Annotated in this window: 17 protein-coding genes; 15 read left to right on the plus strand and 2 right to left on the minus strand. The window is 58.5% G+C overall.

All coding sequences use genetic code 11. The annotated features are described in order from the left end of the window. The first annotated feature begins 22 nt into the window (after positions 1-22). The 10 genes from ACQZ6D_RS22455 to ACQZ6D_RS22500 all read left to right on the plus strand — a co-directional run bounded on the left by ACQZ6D_RS22455 (position 23) and on the right by ACQZ6D_RS22500 (position 13841). Positions 23-2110: an ABC transporter substrate-binding protein gene (locus tag ACQZ6D_RS22455; protein WP_013761094.1), complete on the plus strand. Its 2088-nt coding sequence runs from the start codon at positions 23-25 to the stop codon at positions 2108-2110. 87 nt (positions 2111-2197) lie between these two features. Further along, positions 2198-3205 carry an ABC transporter permease gene (locus ACQZ6D_RS22460; RefSeq protein ID WP_019566696.1) on the plus strand — a complete coding sequence of 336 codons (1008 nt, stop codon included), beginning with the start codon at positions 2198-2200 and terminating at the stop codon, positions 3203-3205. Between the two features lies 1 nt (position 3206). Continuing rightward, the gene (locus ACQZ6D_RS22465) at positions 3207-4343 is read left to right on the plus strand and encodes an ABC transporter permease (protein WP_004431275.1); all 1137 of its coding nucleotides are present in this window, start codon (positions 3207-3209) and stop codon (positions 4341-4343) included. A gap of 12 nt (positions 4344-4355) precedes the next feature. Next, complete coding sequence (locus tag ACQZ6D_RS22470; protein WP_153793372.1) at positions 4356-6020, plus strand: ABC transporter ATP-binding protein; 1665 nt, start codon at positions 4356-4358, stop codon at positions 6018-6020. A 21-nt stretch (positions 6021-6041) separates the two neighbouring features. Next, positions 6042-7415: an alpha-glucosidase/alpha-galactosidase gene (gene melA, locus ACQZ6D_RS22475; RefSeq protein WP_035200672.1), complete on the plus strand. Its 1374-nt coding sequence runs from the start codon at positions 6042-6044 to the stop codon at positions 7413-7415. A 361-nt stretch (positions 7416-7776) separates the two neighbouring features. Continuing rightward, positions 7777-8841 carry an HlyD family secretion protein gene (locus tag ACQZ6D_RS22480; RefSeq protein WP_004431283.1) on the plus strand — a complete coding sequence of 355 codons (1065 nt, stop codon included), beginning with the start codon at positions 7777-7779 and terminating at the stop codon, positions 8839-8841. A gap of 11 nt (positions 8842-8852) precedes the next feature. Next, positions 8853-11627: a ribosome-associated ATPase/putative transporter RbbA gene (rbbA, locus tag ACQZ6D_RS22485; RefSeq protein WP_076845614.1), complete on the plus strand. Its 2775-nt coding sequence runs from the start codon at positions 8853-8855 to the stop codon at positions 11625-11627. Next, positions 11624-12742, plus strand: coding sequence for an ABC transporter permease (locus tag ACQZ6D_RS22490; protein ID WP_004431287.1), 1119 nt, complete (start codon positions 11624-11626; stop codon positions 12740-12742). The genes rbbA and ACQZ6D_RS22490 overlap by 4 nt, the downstream gene beginning before the upstream one ends. 135 nt (positions 12743-12877) lie before the next feature. Continuing rightward, the gene (locus ACQZ6D_RS22495; RefSeq protein WP_173995269.1) at positions 12878-13480 is read left to right on the plus strand and encodes a hypothetical protein; all 603 of its coding nucleotides are present in this window, start codon (positions 12878-12880) and stop codon (positions 13478-13480) included. 214 nt (positions 13481-13694) lie between these two features. Further along, on the plus strand, positions 13695-13841 hold the full coding sequence (locus ACQZ6D_RS22500; protein ID WP_004431290.1) for a DUF1127 domain-containing protein: 147 nt from the start codon (positions 13695-13697) through the stop codon (positions 13839-13841). A 441-nt stretch (positions 13842-14282) separates the two neighbouring features. Here ACQZ6D_RS22500 and ACQZ6D_RS22505 read toward each other — a convergent pair whose 3' ends face one another. After that, positions 14283-14726, minus strand: coding sequence for a response regulator (locus ACQZ6D_RS22505; RefSeq protein ID WP_004431292.1), 444 nt, complete (start codon positions 14724-14726; stop codon positions 14283-14285). Positions 14727-15104: 378 nt separating this feature from the next. Here ACQZ6D_RS22505 and ftsZ point away from each other — a divergent pair, with 378 nt between their 5' ends. The 3 genes from ftsZ to ACQZ6D_RS22520 all read left to right on the plus strand — a co-directional run bounded on the left by ftsZ (position 15105) and on the right by ACQZ6D_RS22520 (position 18042). Continuing rightward, complete coding sequence (gene ftsZ, locus ACQZ6D_RS22510) at positions 15105-16067, plus strand: cell division protein FtsZ (protein ID WP_019566702.1); 963 nt, start codon at positions 15105-15107, stop codon at positions 16065-16067. Between the two features lie 202 nt (positions 16068-16269). Next, positions 16270-16968 carry a GntR family transcriptional regulator gene (locus ACQZ6D_RS22515; RefSeq protein WP_004431295.1) on the plus strand — a complete coding sequence of 233 codons (699 nt, stop codon included), beginning with the start codon at positions 16270-16272 and terminating at the stop codon, positions 16966-16968. Positions 16969-17076: 108 nt separating this feature from the next. Then, positions 17077-18042, plus strand: coding sequence for a dihydrodipicolinate synthase family protein (locus tag ACQZ6D_RS22520; protein WP_013761087.1), 966 nt, complete (start codon positions 17077-17079; stop codon positions 18040-18042). 112 nt (positions 18043-18154) lie between these two features. Here ACQZ6D_RS22520 and ACQZ6D_RS22525 read toward each other — a convergent pair whose 3' ends face one another. Continuing rightward, positions 18155-19192 carry an Ldh family oxidoreductase gene (locus tag ACQZ6D_RS22525; RefSeq protein WP_019566703.1) on the minus strand — a complete coding sequence of 346 codons (1038 nt, stop codon included), beginning with the start codon at positions 19190-19192 and terminating at the stop codon, positions 18155-18157. 326 nt (positions 19193-19518) lie between these two features. Here ACQZ6D_RS22525 and ACQZ6D_RS22530 point away from each other — a divergent pair, with 326 nt between their 5' ends. Together ACQZ6D_RS22530 and ACQZ6D_RS22535 are read left to right on the plus strand one after the other, a co-directional pair. After that, positions 19519-20325: an ABC transporter substrate-binding protein gene (locus tag ACQZ6D_RS22530; protein WP_013761084.1), complete on the plus strand. Its 807-nt coding sequence runs from the start codon at positions 19519-19521 to the stop codon at positions 20323-20325. 71 nt (positions 20326-20396) lie between these two features. Further along, on the plus strand, positions 20397-21062 hold the full coding sequence (locus ACQZ6D_RS22535; RefSeq protein ID WP_448730039.1) for an amino acid ABC transporter permease: 666 nt from the start codon (positions 20397-20399) through the stop codon (positions 21060-21062). Positions 21063-21067: the final 5 nt, after the last annotated feature.

Raw genomic sequence — 21067 nt, forward strand, 5'->3', positions numbered from 1 at the left:
CTGCCATTTGGGAGGAATGACGATGCAACTTCAACGCAAGATCGGTATCATCTCGGCATTGGGTCTTGGTGTTTCGATGATCGCACTCAGTGCGAACGCCTTCGAAACCACCACGCCGCCGGAGCCGCCGCAGTTTCCGGCGGAAGGCAAGATCAATTATGTGGCGCGCGACTCGATCCTCGAATTCAAGGCCCTGCCTGATTACAGCGAGCCGGACTGGATCACCGAAAAATTCGAGAAGACAGGCAAGCTGCCGCCCTTGAAGGAACGCTTGCCTGAGGAGCCGCTGGTCTACAAGACCGGCAACATGGTGGATGGCATCGGCGTTTATGGCGATACGATGCGCCATGTGATCGGCGGACGGCCCGAAGGCTGGAACTACATTGCCGGCCAGAGCCAGGGCTGGGGCGGCATCGATATTGCGCTTTCCGAATGCCTGACGCGCACAGCGCCGCTGTTTCAGGTGAATGCCAAGGACACCGAACCGCTGCCCAATCTCGCCAAAGGCTGGGAATGGTCGCAGGATGGCCATAAGCTGACGATGCATCTGGTCAAGGGTGCCAAATGGTCTGACGGTGTGCCGTTCAACGCCGATGACGTCATGTTCTACTGGGAAGACGCGGTTCTCGATCCCAACGTCTCGCCGCTCGGCGGCGGCGCGTCGCCTGAAGCCTTCGGCGAAGGCACCACGCTCAAAAAGATCGATGACTATACGGTGGAGTGGACTTTCAAGACCGCTTTCCCGAAGCAATATCTCTACACCATGGCTTATCCGAGCTTCTGCCCCGGACCGGCGCATATTCTGAAACCACAGCACCCGAAATATTCCAAGAACACCTATAACCAGTTCAAGAACGCCTTTCCGCCGGAATATATGAACATGCCTGTCATGGGTGGTTGGGTGCCGGTGGAATATCGCCCCGACGACATCATCGTGCTCAGGCGCAATCCATACTACTGGAAGGTCGACGAGAAGGGCCAGCAGCTGCCTTATCTCAACGAGCTTCATTACAAGCTCTCCACCTGGGCCGATCGCGATGTGCAGGCTGTGGCGGGATCGGGCGATTTCTCCAATCTCGAGCAGCCGGAGAATTTTGTCGCTTCGCTGAAACGCGCAGCTGACCCGAATGCGCCGGCTCGCCTTGCCTTCGGGCCACGCCTGATCGGCTATAACCTGCAGATGAACTTTTCCGCCAATGGCTGGGGCAATCCGGACGAGCGCGGGCAGGCCATTCGCGAGCTGAACCGCAACGAGGTGTTCCGTCAGGCGGTGACCTCGGCCCTCGATCGCAAGGCAATCGGCGACTCGCTCGTCAAGGGCCCATTCACGGCGATCTATCCGGGTGGCATTTCCTCGGGCACCGGTTTTTACGATCGCAATTCCACGGTCTATTACCCCTTCAACCTTAAGGAAGCGAAAGCCGCCCTTGCATCAATCGGCCTGAAGGACACCGATGGCGACGGCTTCTTGAACTTCCCGAAGGAGACACTGGGCGGACGAAACGTCGAGATCATTCTTCTGGTCAATAACGGCTACACAACGGACAAGAGCATTGCGGAAGGCCTTGTCGGGCAAATGGCGAAACTTGGCCTTCGCCTCGTCATCAACAGCCTTGATTCCAACCAGCGCGATGCGGCCCATTATGGCGGTCAGTTCGACTGGCTGGTGCGCCGCAACTCCACCGAGCTTTCGTCCGTGGTGCAGAATACCGAGCAGTTGGCACCCGTTGGCCCGCGCACCAGCTGGAACCATCGCGCACCTGAAGGCAAGGAACTGGATCTGATGCCGTTCGAAAAGGAGATGGCCGATATCGTGCGCAAATTCATCTCCTCGCAGGACAATGCCGAGCGGGCGGAACTGATGAAGCAATATCAGAAGGTCTACACGCAGAACCTCTACACGATCGGGCTTACCGAATATCCCGGCGCGCTTATCGTCAACAAGCGGTTCTCGAATGTGCCGCAGGGCACGCCGATCTTCATGTTCAACTGGGCTGAAGACGCCATCATCCGCGAACGCCTTTGGGTCGCGGCCGACAAGCAGGGCAAATACGAGCTTTTCCCCGAGCAGCTTCCCGGCAAGCCGGGTGAGGGCGGCCCGATCAACTAGAACTCCTCCCGGAGAAAACCCGGTACCGGTCGCGCGTGAAGCGCGGCCGGAGACACACGGACTAGCCAAGCGGAGGATACCCGTTCGATGCTGAGATTCCTGACAATACGCATAGGCTCCGCCATTCCGGTGCTGCTTATCCTGAGCGTGGTGACATTCGCCATCATTCAGGCGCCACCCGGCGACTATGCTGACTACATCCGCTCGCAATTGATGAACCAGGGCGGTGCGTCCTTCGAACAGGCGGAAGCGCAGGCGCAGGCCTACCGCATCGAACACGGTCTCGATAAGCCGATCGTCGTGCAATATTTCAACTGGATCGGCGGCATCATCACACGCGGCGATTTCGGCTACAGCTTCTATTACAACAAGCCGGTTGCCGATGTGGTCGGCGAACGCCTGCCGCGCACCATCGCACTCGCCCTTGTCTGCCACATTCTTTCATCGCTTCTCGGAATCGGTTTCGGTATCTGGGCTGCCACCAGACAATATTCCTGGATCGATAATCTGCTTTCGACCGTCGCCTTCCTCGGCATGACCATTCCGCGCTTCCTGATGGCGCTGATCCTCGTCTACCTGATGGTGTTTCATTTCGACGTGTCGGAAATCGGCAGCTTCTTTTCGCCGCAATATGGCGGTGCGCCATGGTCATGGGGGAAGTTCGTCGATCTCGTCAGCCATGTCTGGCCGGTGGTTGCCATCGCCGTTTTCGGTGGACTTGCCTATAATATGCGGGTGATGCGCGGCAATCTGCTGGATACGCTGAACGCCCAATATGTGGAGACGGCGCGCGCCAAGGGCCTTTCGGAAGGCGCGGTCATCATGCGCCACGCCGTGCCGAACGCCGTGCATCCGCTCATTATGTATCAGGGCGTCGTGCTGCCCTACATGCTGAGCGGCGAAATCGAAACTGCGATCATCTTTGCGCTGCCGACCGTCGGTCCCGCCATCGTCGGGTCCATGGCGGTCGGCGATGTCTATGTCACCGCAACCTTCATGATGGTGCTGGCCGCCACGCTCATCGTCGGCAACATCATCGCCGACATGCTGCTCGCCATGCTCGACCCGCGTGTGCGCGAATTCGGGAGGGCTTGAGATGGTGGCCGTTGACGAACTCAAGAATGAATCGGCTGCCGCACCGAAGCCCGAGCGGGGTGTTCAGGGTAACGAGACCTATCTCGCTCTGGTGTGGCGGCGCCTCAGACGCTCTTTCACCGGCATGGTGGGGCTGGTGCTGGTGGTGCTGTTGATCACGATCTCAGTCTTCGCCGATTTCTTCGCGCCGATGAACCCGCTTGAAACCAATGACAGTTTCTCCCCGCCGCAGGTGGTGCGGTTCTCCGACAAGGACGGCAATATCAGCCTGTTCCCTCGGGTCTATGCCACCGCTGAAACGGACGAGCTCGATCCGGTGACCTTCCAGCCTATCGTCGGCCCGGATTACGACAATCCGCTTTATCTCGGCTTTTTCGTGAAAGGCGCGGAATATCGGCTGTTCGGCCTCATCCCGGCAAACCGGCACTTCTTCGGCACCACGGACGGGCAGCCGGTGCATTTTCTCGGAACCGACAAGTTCGGACGCGATGTGCTGTCACGCGCCATTTATGGATCGCGCATCTCGCTTGCCATCGCGCTCAGTGTCGTCACCATCGTTACCGTCATCGGCACCAGCGTCGGGTTGATCTCAGGATATTTCGGCGGGCCGCTGGATGCCTGGGTGCAGCGTTTCGTGGAAGTGGTTCTGGCCTTTCCACAATTGCCGCTCTATCTCGCCTTGACGTCGCTTATCCCGGTCACTGCCCCGACGACTGTTTTCCTCCTCTTCGTGGTCGGCGTCATGTCGGCGCTCGGCTGGGCGCAGATGTCTCGCGAAGTGCGCGGCAAGACGCTGGCGCTGGCGCGTATCGATTATGTCCGCGCCGCGATTGCCGTCGGCGCCACCGACCGGCGCATTATTTTCCAGCACATCCTGCCGAATGTGATGAGCCATGTGATCGTTGCCGTCACGCTGCATATTCCAAGCGTCGTGCTGCTCGAATCCTTCCTTGGCTTTCTCGGTTTCGCGGTCAAGCCGCCGCTGATCTCCTGGGGGCTGATGCTTCAGGATACGGCCACCTATTCAGTCATTGGTTCCTATCCATGGATCCTTGCGCCGGTCGGCTTTGTGCTGGTCACCGTTTTTGCCTTCAACGCGCTGGGCGATGGCCTTCGCGATGCTGTCGATCCCTATTGAGAGGAGCGTAACATGGTTGCTGCACAGAACAACTACGCCCCTGCCATCCGCTTCGATGCTGATAATCGAAACGACCAGGCCATCATCGATGCACGCAATATTGCCGTGACTTTCAAGGTTGAGCACGGCACGGTGGAGGCAGTGAAGGACATTTCCTTCCAGCTTTACCGGGGGGAGACGATCGCCATCGTTGGCGAATCCGGTTCGGGAAAATCGGTGACCGCCCGCACCATCATGGGGCTTTTGACGAAGCGGGCCTCGGTTTCGAAAACCGCGACCGTGCGCTTCAACGGCGACGACATCCTGAAATTTTCAAGCCGCCAGCGGCGGGCGTTGCGCGGCAACCGTATCTCGATGATCTTTCAGGAGCCGATGAGTTCGCTGAACCCGATCTATACGATCGGCAGTCAGATCGTCGAGGCGATCCGCGTCCACTCGAAGCTGAGCAGGAAGCAGGCCGAAGCGAGGGCGCTCGATCTTTTGCGGCAGGTGCAGATTCCGGAACCCGAGGCGCGGCTGAAGCAATATCCGCACCAGCTTTCAGGCGGTCAACGGCAGCGTGTCATGATCGCCATGGCGCTCTCCAACGATCCGGATGTGCTGATCGCCGACGAACCCACCACAGCACTGGATGTGACAGTACAGGCGCAGATCCTCAACCTCATACGCGATCTGCAGAAGAAGCGCGGCATGGCCGTGGTGCTCATCACCCATGACCTGACGATCGTGAAGCAGTTTTCCGATTACGTCTACGTCATGCAGCATGGCGAGATGCGTGAGCACAACACCACTGAGCGGCTGTTTGCAGCGCCGAACCACCCCTATACCCGAAAGCTGCTTGCTTCCGAGCCGCATGGCACCGCCAAACCATTGCCGGAAAATTCCGGTGTGCTGCTGACGGCGAATGGCGTGCGGGTGTCGTTCATGATGCGCTACGGTGGCCTGTTCAAGCCGGAATTGAAGGAACTTGTTGCCGTCGACGATCTTGGTCTTACCCTCAAGCGCCATGAAACGCTGGGAATTGTCGGCGAATCCGGGTCTGGCAAAACGACCTTTGGCCAATCCCTGTTGCGGCTGAACGAGCCGGTGGCCGGAGAGGTGATTTTCGATGGCGAGAGGGTCGACGGCCGCTCCCGGTCTCAAATGCGGCCTCTGCGCTCTCGCATGCAGGTCGTCTTTCAGGACCCTTTCGCCTCGCTCAATCCACGCATGACCATCGGCCAGATCATCGAGGAAGGGCTGGTTATCAACGGGCTTGGTAAAACCAAGGCCGAAAGGCTGGAGCGGGTGCGCGACGCGCTGGAAGCGGCAGGCATGCCCGGCAACATCCTCTCGCGTTTCCCGCACGAGTTCTCAGGCGGCCAGCGCCAGCGCATCGCCATCGCGCGTGCAGTCGCGCTGGAGCCGGAATTCATCCTGCTCGATGAGCCGACCTCGGCGCTCGACCTTTCCGTTCAGGCGCAGATCATAGACCTGCTGCGCAAGCTGCAGGACGAGCGGGGCTTGAGCTACCTGTTCATCTCGCACGACCTGAAGGTCGTTCGGGCTCTCTGCCACCGCGTCATCGTCATGCAGCGCGGCAGGATCGTGGAGGAAGGCCCCGTCGAGGAGGTGCTGAACCGCCCGAAAACCGAATACACCCAGCGGCTCGTCCGGGCCGCCTTTGAAATCGCATAGTTCAAGATGCCGGAGGCAAATATGGCACGAGATCCCAAGATCACATTTATCGGCGCAGGTTCCACGGTGTTCATGAAGAACATCATCGGCGACGTGCTGCAACGTCCGGCCCTTTCCGGCGCAACGATCGCGCTGATGGACATCAACCGCGAAAGGCTGGAAGAAAGCGCCATCGTCGTCAACAAGCTGATTTCGACGCTCGGGGCAAAGGCGAAAGCCGAGACTTTTACAGACCAGAAAAAGGCGCTCGCCGGTGCCGATTTCGTCGTCGTCGCCTTCCAGATCGGCGGATACGAGCCCTGCACAGTCACCGATTTCGAGGTGCCGCGTAAATATGGCCTGCGCCAGACCATTGCCGATACGCTTGGTGTCGGCGGCATCATGCGGGGCCTGCGCACCGTGCCGCATCTGTGGAAGATTTGCGAGGATATGCTCGCCGTCTGCCCCAATGCGATCATGCTGCAATATGTCAACCCGATGGCGATCAACACCTGGGCGATTGCGGAGAAATACCCGACAATCCGGCAGGTCGGCCTTTGCCATTCGGTGCAGGGCACGGCCATGGAGCTCGCCCATGACCTCGATATTCCCTACGAGGAAATCCGCTATCGTTCGGCCGGCATCAACCACATGGCGTTTTTCCTGGAATTCGAGCACCGCCAGCCTGATGGCAGCTACAAGAACCTCTATCCCGATCTCGTACGAGGCTATCGCGAAGGCCGTGCGCCGAAGCCCGGCTGGAACCCGCGCTGCCCCAACAAGGTGCGGTACGAGATGCTGACGCGTCTCGGCTACTTCGTTACCGAAAGTTCCGAGCATTTCGCCGAATACACACCCTATTTCATCAAGGAGGGGCGCGAGGACCTGATCGAGAAATTCGGTATTCCGCTCGATGAATATCCCAAGCGCTGCATCGAGCAGATCGAGCGCTGGAAGGGGCAGGCGGCGGCCTATCGCTCAGCCGAAAAGATCGAGGTCAAGCAATCCAAGGAATATGCCTCCTCCATCATCAACTCGGTCTGGACCGGCGAACCGTCTGTCATCTACGGCAACCAGCGCAACAATGGCTGCATCACCTCGCTGCCATCAGATTGCGCGGCGGAAGTGCCCTGCCTTGTCGATCATAACGGCGTGCAACCAACCTTCATCGGGGAATTGCCGCCGCAGCTGACCGCGCTGATGCGCACAAACATCAACGTGCAGGAGCTGACGGTGCGGGCGCTGATGAGCGAAAACCGTGAGCATATCTTCCACGCGGCGATGATGGACCCGCATACGGCAGCGGAACTCGATCTCGACCAGATCTGGTCGCTGGTGGACGATCTTCTTGTCGCGCACCGGGACTGGTTGCCGGAATGGACGCAGGTGGAGATGAAGCGGGCGCGGGCGGTGTAAGGAACGCAACGGCTGCGTTGACGGCAGGCTGGCGCCCCTTGCGTGGCGTTCGCCGGTTGTCATTCCGCTATAGATTTAACGTCATCCTCGGGCTCGTCCCGAGGAACCAACCACCTAGCAGAAAATGATAGCTAGCAGATGCTCGGGACAGGGCCGAGCATGACGAAGTGGGTTTTAGTCCTTCATCCACTTGACGTGTGTCAAAGCCTCGAAGCGCTCCCTCACCTAAACAGTCCCTAGCAACCTGTCTTCTCGCTCCAATATGGGAAATATCAGGTGGGATTTATGAACGTAAAGGTGGCTGGCTTCTTCGGTTTTATCGTATTACGGTTGAAACTCGAAGGGTTCATGGGGAAGACGGATGTCTAAAAAAGGCTTGCTCATTGGTCTGGCGGTTGGGGTTATTGCCGTTGCTGCCTATTTCGCTTGGTCGAAGTTGACGGCAGAGGGTCTGCCCTCCGGTTTCGTTTCCAGTAACGGCCGGATCGAGGCGGTCGAGATCGATATTTCCACCAAAACCGCCGGCCGTCTTCAGGACATCATGGCGCGCGAAGGCGATTTCGTGAAGGCAGGGCAGGTGCTTGCCCAGATGGATACTGCCCAGCTGGAGGCCAAAAAGCGTCAGGCGGAAGCGCAGCTTCGTCGCGCAAAGATCGCAATCGATACCGCCCATAGCCTCGTTGCCCAGCGGGAGGCGGAAAAGACCTCGGCGCTTGCGGTGGTGGAACAGCGCAAGGCCCAGCTTGATTCGGCGTCCAAGACCTATGCGCGCTCAAGACAGCTGTTGACCGGCAATGCCGTGTCGCAGCAGATCGTCGATGACAGTGAGGCGGCAGAACAGTCCGCCCGCGCCACTCTTGCCTCGGCGCAGGCCTCGCTTGCCGCCTCTGATGCGGCAATCAACGCCGCCAAGGCACAGATCGTCGATGCGGAAGCGGCTGTCGATGCCGCGCAGGCCGATATTGAGAGCATCGAGACAGACATAGCCGATGCGACGCTGAAATCACCCCGCGACGGCCGTGTGCAATATCGCATCGCCCAGCCCGGCGAGGTGCTTTCCGCCGGCGGGCGGGTTCTCAACCTCGTCGATCTCGGTGACGTCTACATGACGTTCTTCCTGCCCACGGCTGAGGCTGGCCGTACATCCATGGGCTCGGATGTGCGCCTGATACTGGACGCAGCGCCGCAATATACCATTCCCGCCAAGGTTTCCTTCGTCGCCGATGTGGCGCAATTCACGCCAAAGACGGTGGAAACCGAGGAGGAGCGCCAGAAGCTTACCTTCCGGGTGCGGGCGCAAATTCCGCAGGAGCTGCTGCAGAAATATATTCAGTATGTCAAAACCGGTCTTCCCGGCATGGCCTATGTCCGGCTTGATCCGCAGGCCGTCTGGCCGGAGAATCTCGAACGCAATCTTGTGAAGTGAGAGTGGCCGCGATGGTCACACCCTCCGCGACGAATACTAAAAATCCCGGCGCGCCAGTCGCGCGGTTGACGGATGTACGGCTGGCGTTTGGCAGCACGGTTGCGCTTGCCGATATATCGGTCGAAATTCCCGCCGGACGGATGATCGGCCTTATCGGGCCTGACGGTGTCGGCAAGTCCAGCCTCCTCTCTCTGGTTTCCGGCGCCCGGGCCATACAGAAAGGCAAGGTGGAGGTCCTCGGCGGCGATATGTCCGATCCGCGCCACCGCGAGGATACTTGCCCGCGCATCGCCTATATGCCGCAGGGCCTCGGCAAGAACCTCTATCCAACCCTCTCGGTCTTCGAAAATATCGACTTTTTTGGCAGGCTGTTCGGGCAGGACGGCAGGGAGAGAAAGGCACGCATTGCCGAGTTGCTGAAGAGCACCGGCCTTGAACCTTTTGCCGACCGGCCGGCAATGAAGCTTTCCGGCGGCATGAAGCAGAAGCTCGGGCTCTGCTGTGCGCTGATCCACGATCCTGACCTGCTCATTCTCGATGAGCCGACGACGGGTGTCGATCCGCTGTCGCGCCGGCAATTCTGGGAGCTGATCGATTCCATCCGCGCCGGTCGTCCGGGTATGAGCGTGATTGTCGCTACGGCCTATATGGAAGAGGCCGCCGGTTTCGACTGGCTGGTCGCCATGGATGGCGGCAAAATTCTTGCCACCGGCTCGCCCACCGAGTTGCTCTACCGCACCTCCGCCGCCAATCTCGATGCAGCCTTCATCGCGCTTCTTCCGGAAGAAAAGCGTAAGGGTTACCACGAGGTGAATATCGCGCCGCGCACGGTGACCGGCGAGGGCGATTATGCCATTGAGGCCTCGCATCTGAGCATGCGTTTCGGTGATTTTACCGCCGTCGACAATGTCAGCTTCAAAATTCCGTGTGGCGAGATTTTCGGTTTTCTCGGCTCGAACGGCTGCGGGAAATCCACCACCATGAAGATGCTGACCGGTCTTCTGGCCGCCAGTGAAGGCGAGGCGAAGCTATTCGGCCACGAGGTGGATGCCAGCGACATGGCGATCCGCCACCGCGTCGGCTACATGAGCCAGGCCTTTTCGCTCTATTCCGAACTCACGGTGCGACAGAACCTCGATCTTCACGCGCGGCTGTTCAAGCTGCCGGAAGCGACCATTCAGCCGCGCATCGCCGAGATGGCAGAGCGCTTTGATCTCGGCACGGTCATGGACACGCTGCCGGACGACCTACCGCTCGGCATCCGGCAAAGACTGTCGCTTGCGGTGGCGATGATCCATTCTCCTGACATTCTCATCCTCGATGAGCCGACCTCAGGCGTCGATCCCGTGGCGCGGGACGGGTTCTGGCAAATCCTAGCCGATCTCTCCCGCAACGATAATGTCACCATCTTCATCTCCACCCATTTCATGAATGAGGCGGAGCGTTGCGATCGGATTTCGCTGATGCATGCCGGCAAGGTGTTGATAAGCGATACGCCTGACGCGATCACCAAAAGCCGTAATGCCGCAACGCTGGAAGAGGCTTTCGTCGCCTATCTCGAGGATGCCTCGGGTGTCAAAAAGGCGGAACCTTCAATAGCGCCCGCTCCGGCAACGGAGGTGGTCCCGACGCAGCATGTTGCACCAGCCCGCAAACGGTTTTTCGATGTCAGGCGCATGTTCAGCTATACGCGCCGCGAGGCGCTGGAACTGCAACGCGATCCCATTCGCGGCACTTTAGCGGTTCTTGGCAGTGTCATCCTGATGTTCGTGATCGGATACGGCATCAATCTCGATGTTGAGGACCTGACCTTCGCGGTACTGGACCGCGACGATTCCACCATCAGCCGCGATTATGTGCTCGATATAGCCGGTTCCCGTTACTTCATCGAGAAAATGCCGATCCGCGACTATGCGGATATGGACCGGCGCATGCGTGACGGGGAACTCAGCCTTTCCATTGAAATTCCACCCGGTTTCGGCCGCGATGTGCTGCGCGGCAAGACGGTGGAGGTCGGCGCTTGGATCGATGGCGCCATGCCGCAACGGGCAGAAACCGTGCGCGGTTACGTGCAGGGCATGCACCAGACATGGTTGGCGCGCAAGGCGAGCGAAATCTATGGCAATGCAGCGACGCAAAGCAGCTTCAGCATCGAAACGCGCTATCGTTACAACCCCGATGTCAAGAGCCTCGTCGCCATGGTGCCGGCGGTCATTCCGCTGCTGCTGATGCTCATTCCCGCCATGCTGGCGGCGCTCAGCGTCGTTCGGGAAAAAGAACTTGGCTCGATCGTCAATCTTTACGTGACGCCGACCACGCGGCTGGAATTCCTGATCGGCAAACAGCTTCCTTATGTGGCGCTCGGCATGCTCAATTTCCTGCTCTTGACGGCATTTGCGATCTTCATCTTCCGGGTGCCGTTTACCGGGAGTTATCTCGCTTACGCGACGGGCGCTTTACTCTTCGTCATCATCGCCACATCCATCGGGCTCGTCATGTCTTCCTTCATGAAGAGCCAGATCGCGGCGATCTTCGGCACGGCCCTGTTGACGCTCATTCCGGCCACACAATACTCGGGCATGATCGATCCCGTTTCGTCGCTGCAGGGGGCGGGGGCCTTTATCGGCAATATCTATCCCGCCACCTATTTCATGACGATCTCACGCGGCACCTTCTCCAAGGGGCTGGATTTCGACGGTCTTTCGGGTTCCTTTCTGCCGCTTCTCATCGCCATTCCGCTGCTGCTCATCGCTGGTGCTACTCTTTTGAGGAAACAGGCGTCATGAGTTTGTTTTCATCCAACATCTTCCAGCTCGGCATCAAGGAACTGCGCGGGCTTGCGCGTGATGGCATGTTGTTGCTGCTGATCGTTTACGCTTTCACGCTGCAAATCTACACCGGTTCCAGCGCGTTGCCCGAAACCCTAAACAACGCCGCCATCGCCATTGTTGATGAGGATCAGTCGCCGCTTTCCGGTCGCATCAGCACGGCGTTTTATCCGCCCTATTTCGCGCCGCCGAAGCAGATTTCCATTGCTGAAATGGACAAGCGCATGGATGCAGGGCTCGACACCTTCGCGCTCAACATTCCGCCGGATTTCCAGCGTCAGCTAATGGCCGGGCAGCACCCTGCCATCCAGCTCAATATCGATGCCACCCGCATGAGCCAGGCCTTCAGCGGCGGCGGTTACGTGCAGAACATCGTGACGAGCGAAGTTGAGGAATATGTCAACCGCTATCGCGGCGCGACGACGGTGCCAGTCGATCTGACGCTGCGTTCTCGTTTCAACCCTGAACTGGACAAATCCTGGTTCGGCTCGATCAACAATATCATCACCGCCATCACCATGCTGTCGATCGTGCTGACGGGCGCGGCGCTCATTCGCGAGCGTGAACATGGAACGGTCGAGCATCTGCTGGTCATGCCGGTCACGCCGCTGGAAATCATGCTCAGCAAGGTCTGGTCCATGGGCCTTGTCGTGTTGGTGGCCTCGGCATTTTCCCTTTTCGTTGTCGTCAAGGGGCTGCTCGCTATTCCCATCGAAGGCTCGCTCTCCCTTTTCCTACTTGGAACGGCGTTGCAGCTCTTTGCGATGACCTCGATGGGTATTTTCCTGGCAACAGTGGCGGGTTCCATGCCGCAATTCGGCATGTTGCTGATCTTGTTCCTGCTGCCGCTGCAGGTGCTGTCCGGCGCCATGACGCCGCGCGAAAGCATGCCGGATATCATCCAGTACCTCATGCTGCTCGCACCCAACACTCATTTCGTAATTCTGGCGCAATCGGTGCTTTTCAGGGGGGCGGGGCTGGATGTGGTCTGGCCGCAATTGCTGGCGCTGCTTGCGATAGGCTCTGCACTCTTCATTTTTGCGCTTCGCCGCTTCCGGCGGTTCCTGCGCTGACCGGCGGACATTAGCCCGTTTTCCAGCATTTGCGAACGAGTTGAATTAATTGTGTTCGGTAACGGTATGTTCGCCCTCCGGGAATATGCCTATGAGGACGGTTGGGTAAAAGAGGGCTTTGTTGAGGAGTAGCAAATGAATATCGCAGGACGTCTGTCACTCACGGCCATGATCGCACTGGCCACGACACCATCCCTCGCATCGGAGGATATGGCTTCGCAGACGAGTGAAGCGATATTTGGTTTCGGTGGTGTTTTAACGAAAGAAGACATGTTGAAAAGCGCAGCACTCATTCCGGTCGACTATGAGAAGAACGCCATTCAGGGTGGCGGTTATCAGTTCTATCCCTATCGCATCGGCAATGTGAAACTGGGCGGTGAAATCGGCGTTGCCGTCAGGTTTGGCAAGGGTTTCACCGGTGAAGTCTGGGCGGGGCCTGTCGCGCGTTATGACAAGATCAGGCTCGGGGAACGGTTGTTCGTTTCGCCGAGTTTCACGGCGGGTCTGAGCCTCGTCTCGGATGCGCAGCCGGGGCGGGAGCGGCAAGAAGAAATCAAGGACAACGGCAACGCCAATGTCCTGTTTTACCTCGGCCCGGAAATCAACGTTTCCTTCAGCGAAGAATCCTCGACGGAGTTCTTCTGGCGGCTTCACCACCGTTCCGGCGGCGGCAAGACGCTGGGCAATATGAAGGGCGCGACGAATGCCAATGTGTTTGGCGTTCGCTACAAGTTCTGACGACGTGGTGCCGGTAGCGGCCTCCGATATGACTGAATTTACGCCATACTTCTGTTTTTCCGCGCCCCTCGGAGGATGACCCTTGCATTCAGCGCATGGGTGGCCTGCCTTATTCTGTCTGTTCTTTGGTCCCGACAAGGCGCATATAAGGGACATCAAAGGACGCCGGAACGAAACGTTACTGACGTCGCCAACACCTTGAAAGGGTAATGTCATGAACGTAGCACGCAGCTTTAATAACTGGCGCAAGTATCGTCAGACCGTCAACGAACTGGGCCGCATGAGCAGCCGCGAACTGCACGATCTCGGTATCGACCGTAGCCAGATCAACAGCGTCGCCCGCGCCGCCGTCGGCAAGTAATCAGGCGCTATTGCCGCTTTTGAATGACTAAACGCCCGCTTCGCGGGCGTTTTTGTTTTTGGCGAACCGTCGACGCTTGTGTCTCCCACGGGGCATGGTGTGCAAAGGCGCAAATCAAGCCGTTGCATCGATGTTTCGGTTTGGAAAAATCGCCATGCGTTTGATGCATGTCTGAGGTGCAAGCTTGTGTCTGTGAAATGCAGAAAAAAATGATATCTTCAAATCATCGAAACGGATGTACCTCCTCCCACATCCTTTCGGTAAGGCGGGTGATCCTACTCCTCCTCCCAAGGATTACCCCGGGGACAGCGGTTTCTTCCTCCCATATCGCTGTTCAATCTTTCAAAAAGCCTGCCGCACCTCCTCCCGCGGCAGGCTTTTTTGTTTTCAGCGCCGGGCGCCGTTTTCAGGCAACCCGCTTTTCATCTCCACGAGAATGGTTCAGTCGAAAGCCATCATACCGATGGGCGTAACGGCACGCGTGCCCGCGCGCTTGGCAAGTGCGTAGGAAAGGCACTGTTCCACGGCGTCCTGCGGCACAGGTTTTACGATAACGCCTGCGCCGATACCGAGATTGACCACCACTTCCGGATTTGCCGTCATGAAGATCACCACGACGCCGTGATCCTGCGAAAGCCGCCTCCCGATCTCCGGGCCGGTCTGGCCGTCGGCGAGATTGACGTCGACAAAGGCAATATCTGCGCGGCTGCCGAGTGCCACGGCCTGATCCAGCCGGTTGGCGATGCCGATGACGTCAGCTTCCTCTTCCGCCTGCATAATGGAATCTTCGATATCCATCGCGATGAGAAATTCGTCCTCCACGATCAGCACACGCGGTTGTTCCGTGCGGAAACCCGGTTCGTTTTGCAGGATGTATGCGGACATATGACTGCCTCCATTCCATGCGCTTTAGCGCGGTCGGAAGGCAAACACCTGCCGAAGCAACTCGTTCCAAAGTGAGATAAACATGGTGAATACAGTGTAAACGGACCGGCTTTTCGGCTATCACCTCTAGATAGCGAAGCAGTTGATTCGGTTTGGTTTTCATCCGGGGAAGGGGTCGGAGACAGTCGCCGTAGCGCATCTTTCGCCCCTGGAGCACAAGCCTTTAGCCGCAAGCGGGGCAAAGGCTTGCATGCAAATTCAAAGCGTTACAGCGTCCTTCACGCGCCAGGAAGGACATGCAGGAACGTTGCCGATCATTCGCGTGCCGCGGTTAAAAAACGGCGCGAGACCCTATGAGTTTAGAAAGAGAATAAGACGATGACCCAGTCTCCGCGCGCTCCAATCGCCCGCAATACGCCCAATATCGCTGTTATCGGCGTCGGTGGCGGCGGCGGAAACGCGATCAACAACATGATCGACGAGGGCATCGGCGGCGTTGATTTCATCGCCGCCAACACGGATGCGCAGGCGCTGAAGAAAACCAACGCGCCAAGGCTCGTGCAACTCAGCTCCGAACTTACAGGCGGGCTGGGTGCCGGGGCTGATCCGGAGGTTGGCCGGCAGGCGGCAATCGATTCGCTTGACGAGATCATGGATCACCTCAACGGTTACGACATGTGCTTCATCACCGCCGGTATGGGCGGCGGTACCGGCACCGGTGCTGCGCCCGTCATCGCGGAAGCGTGCCGTGCGAAGAACATCTTGACCGTCGGTGTCGTCACCCTGCCGTTCAGCTTCGAGGGCGCGCGCCGCATGCGTGCTGCCGAATATGGTTTCGCCAATCTGCTTAATACCGCCGATACCGTCATCGTCATTCCCAACCAGAACCTGCTGCGTATTGCGGATGCCGGCACGACCTTTGAAAGTGCCCTGAAGACGGCGGACAAGGTCCTGTCCCTCGGCGTGCGCTGCATTACCGATCTCATCCTGCGCGAAGGCCTGGTCAATCTCGACTTCGCCGATGTGCGTTACGTCATGAAGAATGGCGGACGCGCGCTTATGGGCACGGCGCAGGCCAAGGGTCCAAAACGCGCTTCGGAAGCGGCAGCAGCCGCCATCGCCAACCCGCTGCTCGGCGAACCGTCGCTGAAGGAGGCACGCGGCGCACTTGTGTCGATTTCCGGCGGTAACGACCTGACGCTTTACGAGATCGACGAGGCGATGACGCTTGTGCGCGAGGCAGTCAGCGAAGAGACCGATGTGGTGATGGGCGCGTCCTTCGATCCGACGCTGGACGGCGCTTTCAAGATTTCCGTCGTGGCCACCGGCCTGCGTAACTGAGGTCCCTACCTCGAAGCGGTGCTTTGTACAAAAGCAGCGATGTCACAAATTGAATTATTGAAGCCGTCGCGGGTAATTTTCGTGACGGCTTTTTGTTGTTTTTGAACAATTATTCCGCCATTCGAGGGGCAGGTGCTGCAACGCGGCGTTGATATGGAAAAAATATAATAGTACTCTTTATGTCGACAAGAGGGATTTGGTTATGACGGATATAATTGCTTCTGCCGAGCGTAAGCGTGGCTCCGGCGTGAAGATGGTCTACGATCTGCTGCGCGACGAGATTCTCGATCTGGTTCTGCCACCGGGTAGTCCAATCGATGAGGTGCAGCTTGCCGAGCGGTTCAAGATGTCGCGCACGCCCATTCGCGAAGCGCTGGTGCGGCTCTCGGGCGAGGGGCTGATCGATACGCTGCCGAACCGTTCGACCATGGTGTCGAACATCGATTTCCTCAATATGCATACCTATTTCGATGCGCTGGTGCTGATGTACCGGGTGACGACCCAGCTTGCTGCCCAATATCACCGTCCGGAAGATCTGGCCGGCATCCGCGCCCATAATGCGGAATTTGCCATTGCGGTGGAAGAGCAAGACGCGCTGGCGATGATTTCCACCAATGCGGCCCTGCACCTTTCCATCGCCGAAGCCGGGCGCAACCCCTATTTCACCAGTCTGTTCAAGCGTCTGCTGGATGAGGGACGGCGCATCTTGCGGCTGTATTACCAGTCCTATGATGATCGCCTGCCGAAACGTTTCGTCGACGATCACGATGCGATCATAGCGGCGATCGCCGCGCGCGACACTGTTCTGTCCGAGAAACTGGCCCGCGAGCATGCCGAACAGATCGTGCAGCAGGTGCAGAAACTACTGGTGCGCAATGAGCGGCTGGAAATAAATCTGTAGCTTGTCGATTTCTTGTCGACAAATAAAATACAAGATTGTAATGTCCTTGTTGAAAGGGTGGCGCGGAGGTGCGTCCATTCCCGAAAAACTGTCCCTTAGGAGCTAGTAATGACGGCCAGCATTTTTTCCGGCGTGATTCCCGCCTTGATGACCCCCTGCAAAGATGATCGCACCCCCGATTTCGACGCGCTTGTCCGCAAGGGCAAAGAGCTGATCGCCGATGGCATGTCTGCCGTCGTGTATTGCGGTTCCATGGGCGACTGGCCGCTTCTTTCCGATGAGCAGCGCATGGAAGGCGTGGAACGTCTGGTGAAAGCCGGCATTCCGGTCATCGTCGGCACCGGCGCGGTCAACACGGCATCTGCCGTTGCGCACGCCGCCCATGCCCAGAAGGTTGGCGCAAAGGGCCTGATGGTCATTCCGCGTGTTCTTTCGCGCGGCTCGGTCATCGCTGCCCAGAAGGCGCATTTCAAGGCCATCCTTGCGGCCGCTCCCGAAACGCCCGCTGTCATCTACAACAGCCCCTATTACGGTTTCGCCACCCGCGCCGATCTCTTCTTCGCGCTGCGTGCGGAACACAAGAACCTCGTGGGCTTCAAGGAATTCGGTGGTCCGGCGGATATGCGTTACGCTGCTGAAAACATCACCAGCCGCGATGATGAAGTCACCCTGATGATCGGCGTCGATACTGCCGTTGTCCACGGCTTCGTCAATTGCGGCGCAACCGGCGCGATCACGGGCATCGGCAATGTCCTGCCGAAGGAAGTCATCCATCTCTGCAAGCTGTCGCAGGCCGCCGCCAAGGGCGATGCGGACGCCCGCGCCCGCGCGCTGGAACTGGAGCAGGCGCTCGCCGTCCTCTCCTCCTTCGATGAAGGCCCGGATCTGGTTCTCTATTTCAAGCACATGATGGTGCTGAAGGGCGACAAGGAATATACGCTGCACTTCAACGAGACCGATGCCCTCAGCGACAGCCAGCGCGGTTATGTCGAGGCGCAGTTCAAGCTGTTCAACAGCTGGTACGCCGACTGGAGCAAGCTTCCGGGTGCGGTTCAGGCCTGCAAGGCTGCCTGATTACTTTCTGCAGTGAAAAAGGCCCGCATTTGCGGGCCTTTTTTCGTTTTATGAGGTTCGATAGATATCCTTCGTCATGCCTGATTGGGTTCGGCATGACGAAGGACTGATGTCAGGAGACGGCGTCCATCCCCTGTTCCAGCAGCCGGTCGAGACCGGCGATTTCGGCGGCGGTCAAGGTGATGCCTTCGCTTTCCGATTTGGCGCGTGCAGTGAAGCGGCGGCCGGAGGGCAGGCGGGCACCTTGGCCGATAATGGCGTCGAACAGGATTTCCGCCCGCTGGAAAGGATCGCCCGGACGGCCCTTGGCGAAGGCTTCCGGGGAAAAGGCGACGATAAGCTCGCCATGGAACGGCGCAAGCGTTGTGGTTCCGAGATACTCCAGTACTTCAGGGCTGGTCAGGTCACCAATCATGATACCCGCGAGAAGCTCGATCATGGTGCCGATCGCCGAACCCTTGTGGCCGCCGAACGGAAGCATGGCGCCGGCAAGCGCAGCCTCTGGGTCGGTCGTCGGGTTTCCGTCGGCATCCACGGCCCAGCCTTCAGGCAAAGATTTGCCCGCGCGACGGTGCAGTTCTATCTCGCCGCGCGCCGCAACAGATGTCGCGAAATCAAAGACATAGGGTGAAGTGTTCTTACGGGGCCAACCGAAGGCGAAGGGGTTGGTGCCGAGCAGCGGCTTGGTTCCGCCAGTGGGGGCGACGGTGGAATAGCTCGGGCACATGACCAGACCCGCTAGACCGTTCGCTGTCAGCCCCTCGACTTCCGGCCAGAGCGCCGAGAAATGCGTACAGTCATTGATGACGAGCGCGGCGATGCCGGTGCGTTTCGCCCGCTCCACCAGAACAGGCAGGCCAAGCTCGAAAGCGGGGTTGGCAAAACCGCCATTGGCGCTGACTTTCACGATCGCTGTGCCGTCGTCTGCGGCCACCTCCGGCATCGCATCGGGCTTAACCTTGCCTGCCTTGACGGTGCGCAGGGCGCCTTCGATGCGGTAGATGCCGTGCGATTTGCAGGCGTCGCGCTCACCGGCAACAATAACCCGCGCAAGCGCTCCCGCCTGCACGGCATTGAGCCCCGCCTTGCGGAAAATAGCTTCGACCCGCTGAAAAAGCCCGTCGATGGTCAATGTGGTGTTGTCGCTCATCATAATCCTCCGATATTGGGCTCGCACATTTTGAATACATAAAGTATACAACGGTCATTCTATTGCAACTTGTCTTTTCGGCATTCTGCGTCCGGTGCCCATGCCTGCCACAAGCGCCGGGATGAGAGTAGGGCGGAACTGCCCAACCAGGGCGTCATTTTCACGTGCTCTTCGGTCCCGAATTGCAAGCTCGCTGCCGTAGCACTGTTCGCTGCTGCAAAAATTCTTTTTGTATACTCATTGTATTTTTATGTTGATTTATCGCCTCCATGGGGAAATAGTGACCTCGCCTTCAATGGCAGAGCAATTCTGGGAGCAAATCAACAATGAAAAAATCGGTCATCGTCGCCGGCCTGCTGGCCGCCACTTTCGCTATTACTCCGGCCAAGGCCGACAAGCTTGACGACATCATTTCGTCCGGTACGCTGCGCTGTGCGGTCGTGCTCGACTTCCCGCCCATGGGCGCGCGTGATGACGCCAACAACCCGATCGGCTTCGATGTCGATTATTGCAACGATCTCGCCAAGGCGCTCGGCGTCACGGCTGAAATCGTCGAGACACCTTTCCCGGAACGTATTCCGGCGCTGATGTCCGGCCGCGTCGATGTTGGCGTTGCCTCCACGTCCGATACGCTTGAGCGCGCCAAGACGGTTGGCATGACCGTGCCTTACTTCGCCTTCGAGATGGCAGTCACCGCCAACGACAAGTCCGGCGTCAAGTCCTTTGAGGACATGAAGGGCAAGACCGTCGGCGCGACTGCCGGTACGTTTGAAGCCATTGCGCTCGAAAAGACCGTCAAGGAATGGGGCGTAGGCGAGTTCCGTCCTTACCAGACGCAGGCCGATGTGTTCCTCGCGCTCAGCCAGGGCCAGATCGACGCCACCGTTTCGACCTCGACCGTTGCACAGGCCAACGTCAAGACCGGCAAATTTGCCGGCATCTCGGTGGTTGGCAAGGCACCTTATGACATCGATTATGTCGCTCTCTTCACCAACCGCGATGAATATGGCTTCATCAATTACCTGAACCTGTTCATCAACCAGCAGGTTCGCACCGGCCGTTACGCCGAACTTTACGGAAAATGGGTTGGCGGCGAAGTTCCTTCGCTCACCGTCAACGGCGTCTATCGCTGATCGGAACTTTTCCCAAACGGCGCGGTCGGATCGATCGCGCCGTTGATCGTTTCTGAAAAGGTGAGACGGTTATGTTCAATTATACATTCCACTGGAATCAGGCGCTGAAGGCTTTGCCGCAGTTGCTGGACGGTGCGCTGGTGACGCTGCAGATCGCGGTCCTGTCGATGGTGATCGGTCTTTCCTGCGCCATCGTGCTAACCCTGTTCCGGCTTTCCGGTAACCGGATATTGGGTGCCATTGCCACCGTCTGGGTGGAAATCGCCCGCAACACGCCGGCGCTGTTCCAGATTTACATGGCCCATTTCGGCCTTGGCAATTTCGGCATTCATCTCAGCCCCTATACGGCACTTCTGGCCGGCATCGCCTTCAACAATGCGGGCTATCTTGCGGAGAACTTCCGTGGAGCGCTGAAGGCGATACCGGATACGCAAACGCGCTCCGGCCGTTCGCTCGGCATGACGTCGATGCAGACCTTCCGCCTCATCATCATGCCGCAGATGCTGCCCGTCGCCTTCCTGCCTGCCACCAACCAGATGGTCTGGGCAATCCTGATGACCTCGCTCGGTGTCACCGTCGGCATGAATACGGATCTTGCCGGTGTCACGCAGGCCTTGAACGCCCGTTCGTTCCGCACCTTCGAATTCTTCGCGCTTGCCGCGGTCATCTATTACGTGATCGCCAAGATCGTCACGCTTGCCGCCAGATTGCTGGCCGCTCGTCTGTTTCGTTACTGAGAGAG

This window comes from Agrobacterium sp. 22-3639C2, assembly GCF_053522105.1.